The sequence below is a fragment of the Streptomyces sp. NPDC104831 genome (assembly GCF_055583025.1).
The window spans coordinates 1-5046 of the sequence record NZ_JBVJOT010000125.1 but is presented as its reverse complement, the minus strand read 5'-3'; the positions used below and the strand labels follow the sequence as shown (position 1 = coordinate 5046).

General features: G+C 70.8%; 3 protein-coding genes. All 3 read right to left on the bottom strand.

Features of this window, described 5'->3' with window-relative positions; all coding sequences use genetic code 11:
- Positions 1-400 precede the first annotated feature (400 nt).
- Entirely contained in the window at positions 401-2023 is a 1623-nt protein-coding gene (locus ACZ63H_RS38335; protein ID WP_469873084.1) for a multicopper oxidase family protein, read from the bottom strand.
- Positions 2024-2118: 95 nt separating this feature from the next.
- A complete protein-coding gene (locus ACZ63H_RS38330) occupies positions 2119-2565 on the bottom strand; it encodes a hypothetical protein (RefSeq protein WP_469873083.1) in 447 nt (148 codons plus the stop codon).
- Positions 2566-3095: 530 nt separating this feature from the next.
- The gene (locus ACZ63H_RS38325; protein ID WP_469873082.1) at positions 3096-3803 is read right to left on the bottom strand and encodes a DUF1326 domain-containing protein; all 708 of its coding nucleotides are present in this window, start codon (positions 3801-3803) and stop codon (positions 3096-3098) included.
- Positions 3804-5046 lie beyond the last annotated feature (1243 nt).

The following is a 5046-nucleotide window of genomic DNA, read 5'->3' as shown; positions in this document are numbered from 1 at the left end:
CTGGGAACGACGCGACGACATCCACGAAGCCTTCCTCGGCCTCGCCACCTGCCTCATCACCTACCGCCACGTCCAACGCCTTTGTTAGGACCTCTAAGTGCGCCATCACCAACGTGGCGCAAGCGGCCGGCACCGACCCGTGGGCACCCCGGTCGTCAACGCGCCCGCTCAGGCCACCGTCACCGTCGTCGTCGACGATAAGCCCTGCCCGCCGGGCAAGCCCTGCAAGCCAGGCTTGTCACCCAAGGTTGGATGGCCGCCCCAGGGGCGTGGGGCCCTGGACGATCCCTGCTCGGTGTCCGTGCAGCACGGCGGGCTGTTCCGGCAGCGGCGATGCCGGACCTCCCCGTTGAACTCGGTCTCTGGGGCTGGATCCGGCACCGCAGGGGCCTGCAGGGGATCAGCCTTGGTAGGCAAGCAGCGCCATCATGCCCGCCTCGCCGTGGTAGGCGTTGTGGCAGTGCAGCATCCACTGGCCCGGGTTGTCTGCGTCGAAGTACACCGACACAGTCTTCTTCGGTAGGACGATCGTGGTGTCCTTGCGCGGTCCGCTGCTGCCGAGCTGGTAGGTGTGGCCGTGCAGGTGCATCGGATGCCACATGGTGGTGGTGTTGACGAAGTCGAGCCGGACCCGCTGGCCCTCCTCGACGGTGACCGGATGCGCGGTCGGGTTGTTCATGTCGAATCGCCGGCCGTTGATGGCCCAGTCGTAGGTCATCATGCTGCCGGTCAGCTCGATGCGGTGAACCCGGTCGGCCTTCTTCGATGCCAGCCGGACGTCGTCCGCCGCGCGCAGCTGCGATGCGGCCATGAGCATGCCGTCCAGTTCGCTCGGACGGGCGTTCGCCTTCGGGGTGCTGCCGGAGCCGGTGCGGATGACGGCCATGCCGGTGGCGTTCTTGCCCTCGGCCAGCGCCACCAGGGGGAATACGCCGTCGTCCAGGGTGACGAGGACGTCGTAGCGTTCGCCCATGCCGATCAGCAGGGCGTCGACCCGCTGATGCTGGACGGGGAAGCCGTCAGTGTGGGTGATGGTCAGCTTGTGGCCGCCGAGGGCGACCCGGTAGGCGGTGTCACCGCCGGCGTTGATCAGGCGCAGCCGGACGCGCTTGCCCGGCTTGCTGCGGAAGACCGCCGGGTCGGTGGGAACGCGCCCGTTGATCAGGTGATGCGGGTACCTCACGTCTCCGGCGTCGCCCCCGAGCAGTGGGCTCTGGGCGCCCATCAGCATGAACTTCCCGCCCATGCCCCCGCTGAGGGAGGAGGCGGACGGGGAGCTGCTCATGCCGTCCATGCCGCCGCTCATGTCCATGCCACCCATGTCGTCCATGTCGTGGTCGGAGGAGCTGGACGGACTGGTGGAGTCGTGGCTCATGTGCATCCCGCCCATGCCGTGCCCTAGCTCGGCGAAGACGTCGTCCGGGGTGCCGGTAACGCCGTCGAGCCAGTCGTCGAGGACGACTACCCACTCCTCGTCGTAGGACAGCGGCTCCCTGGGGTCCTCCACGATCAGCGGCGCGTACAGGCCCCGGTCGAGCTGTACACCGACGTGCGGGTGGAAGAAGTAGGTACCGGGAGCGTCCGCGGTGAACCGGTAGGTGAAGTTGCGTCCTGCCCGCACGGCGGTCTGAGTGGCCGGCGGTACGCCGTCCATGTCGTTGCGCAGGGCGATGCCGTGCCAGTGGATGGAGGTGGTCGCCTGCCGGGGCAGCTGGTTGGACAGTGTGGCGGCCAGCGTGTCACCGGCCGAGATACGGAGCTCCTTGCCCGGGACCTGGCCGCTGAAGGCCCAGGTCCTGGCGGTGATCCCGGCGCCCAGGCCGGCCCTGGCCTGCGTAGCGGTCAAGGCCACATCGTGTGTCCTGCCGGTCTGGGTGCGCTTCTTGTCGGCGACGGCGACGGCCGACCCAGAGGGGCTGACCAGGGCAGGCGTGCTGCTGGAGGCGCTGCAGGCGGCGAGCGCCCCCGCGCCGGCGACGCCGAGCCCGGACAACAGGAGGGAGCGGCGGTTCATGATGGTCACGACAGGGGTCCTTCGTCTCGACAGTGCTGTTGGTTTCGACTCGCGTGTGGGCACGGCCGAGCGCACGCCTGAGCGCGTGCGGCCGTGGACGCGGCCTACAGCAGCAATCGGGACAGGACGGAAAGATCGGGCGGTGCCCGGCCTGTGGTGCCGGGGACGTGCCGACCGGCGGCAGCGCCAGGGGGGACAGCCGGAGCGCCGGCGGGCGCCCTTTGGTGTGGAGGCGCGAGTTTCAGGCTGTCGACCCCGGCGGCGGAGCAGTGCTGCATCGCCGCGCTGGAGCACGCACCGTTATCGTCGTGCGCCGCGGTCGGAGCCGTGCCGCCGGACAGCACGGCATGACCGCTCATGTGGCCGGACATCGCCGGCGCCGCCGTGTGGTGCATGCCCGCCGAGGACCAGGCAGGTGGCGCGTGCGTGATGGCGCCGGCCGTCTCGTGGTGGATGACGACGGCGAGCGCGGCCACCAACGCGATGACGGCAGCGCGCGTCCACCGGAGCGCGGCGCCGCAGGCACCGGGCCGATGGGCGGCTGTCGTCATGGCTTCCATCCATACTCGAGGCGAAACAGCTGATCACCAGTGTATATACCCGGCAGGGGTAAGTGCGGGGCCGGAGCGGCCAGCGGTGAAGGACCGTCGCCTTCGCCGCATGGCTACGGACGCAGAGCGCGCCGCAGGGAGCCGACGAGTTTTGCGCACTTCTCTTCGGACGGGGCGGGGTCGGTGCGGGCGGCGTTCGTGACGCAGCCGTGCACGTGGTCGCCCAGGAGCCCCGGGGCGACTTCCTGCAGGGCGCAGGCCGGCGGCGCTGATCTGGGTGAGGACGTCGATGGGGGGCGGTGTCCCATGCTGGATTGCGCGACGTCCGGGTTCGGAGGTGTCGGTGCCGGCCTGCCTGTTCGCCGGCCTCGGGATTGGGTGTCACGTTCCGGGGTGGTACTGGGCTGCGACGACCGGGTGGCACACCCAGAGCGCCGATTGGGCCGCGCGGACGGCTCGGCAGCAGTGGCGAACGTCCGCGCTGACGGTCACATCGTTCCGCCGGAGGCGGAAGCGTTCGAGGACCAGGGTCAGGGACGCCAGTCGAAGGGGAAGTGCTTGCTCGATCCCCCGCGATACGGGCGGGAGAAGTCGAAGCCTTCCGAGTGATCAGCGTCGACCACACCCCAGGTGGCGATCTGGCCGGGACCGACCTCGGCCCCCGGGGCGTTGATCAGCTGGACACGGCGGGAGGGGTCGGCGGTGGGGCCGGTGAGGGCCTTGGCGCCGACGGCCACCTTGTCGGATACCTCGGCTCGCCAGTACGAGAGATCCTCGGCCGCGTCGAAGTGGACCGGGGCGTACCGCACATCGCGCAGTTCGCTGATGAGGGAGCCGAACTCGCCGGGCCAGCCGCCCACATGTCCGGCGAAGATCTGCTCGAGCGCGTCGCGCTGGGCCTGGTCGCCCTTCGCGTCGATGTAGAGCATCACCTTCATGGTCGCCTCCGGGTCGCCGACCCACATATTCCCGGCGAACTCGCCGAGCGCGACCACACCCAGGCCATCGAGGCGGATATCCCCGAAGTGCCCCTCGTGCACCTGCCAGACGAGGGTGAAGAGGCAGGACCCGTTCGTCGGCGACTGCGCGAAGGTGCAGGGGCAGGGCAGCGAGCAGCTGCACACATCGAACCATTCACCGCGCAGGTGCCAGTCCGGCAGGCCGTTGTCGCCGGCGGTGCCCGCACGGACAACTGCCGCGGTAGGGGCGTTCTGCGATGCCGTGGATGTCGTGCACATGGGTTGCTCCTCGATCCGAGTTATACCCCAGGGGGGTATCTGTCGTCCTGGTGTGGAGGTTACGGGGGCGACGTAACCGACGTCAAGTACCCCCGGGGGGTATATGCGTGCCGTCCCACCCCATGGCCGGCCTCGTGGTCTTCGACCTACGTGAGGCCGGCGGCGGGCGGCTCCGGTCGGCCCTGCAAAGGGCGCCTGGGAGGCGTCGCTGGAAACGCTGATCAGAGGTCCGACACCGCATGGCCTGACGCAATGCCCGGCCGCTCGCGGGCGGCAGGTCTCCACAACAGGCGCGCTGGAACTCGTCCTGCGGGGAGTCCGGGAGCGGCTCGCGCTTCCGTTCGGCGGCGACCCGCAGCGGCTCGCCGACACGCTGGAGGCCCTGCTCGGCCCGGCCGGGGTCGTGGTGGAGCTGCGCACCGAGCGCAGCACGCGCGCTCGGAGACAGCTCAACTCCCGTCGTCCTTCCGGGGGTTAGGCTTCGTCCGGCTCGGGTGGCGGCTGCCCCCGGGCTGCCCGTGACGAGAAGGGCCACGGACATGGCTCGGCAGGGCGTCCACGCCGGCGACGCGCCCGGTCGGCTCCACGGCAATCTCGGCCGAGCCGAACGCCACGGACCGGTACAGGGGCCGTCCTCCGCACGGTGGCAGCGCCTCCGGATCGGCGCCCCGGTCAAGCCGTCGCCGGATGTCCCGGTGGTCCCGCCGGCCCTCCCGGTCGACGCCGCCCTCCCAGCCGTCCACCGACCCCGCCCCCATGCCGCCTCCCGCACCCCGCCCGACGGCGCCCTGCCGCACACCAGCACCCTTGCGAACGGGTTCGACAACGCCATCACCGTTGAGGAACCGGTCGCCGGGCGGAGATATGCGGGAGCGCCGCCGGGGGCTTCGCGGGAGGGCGCACGGGATGCCCGGCCTGTGCCGGGGCGAGGCGCCGGAGGCTCGTCCGGCCTCTGCGTCGCGGGAGGGAGGCGGGCATCGGCCCCGCAGACAGGAGGCGCAGAGTTCCGCTGCTGGGTCTGCGGGGCCGGTGCATCACTCACGTACCCTGCGATGCGCCCGATACGCCCGATCCCTCCCGACGGCTCGCAGCACAGGAGGTCGTGTTACGCGAGTGGGGGGGGGGGGGGGGGGGGGGGGGGGGGAAGGCCCCCCCCCCCCCCCCCCCCCCCCCCCCCCCCCCCCCCTTTTTTTCCCCACCCACGCACAAAACCCTTTCGGGAAAAAAGGGTTTCCCCCCCCCC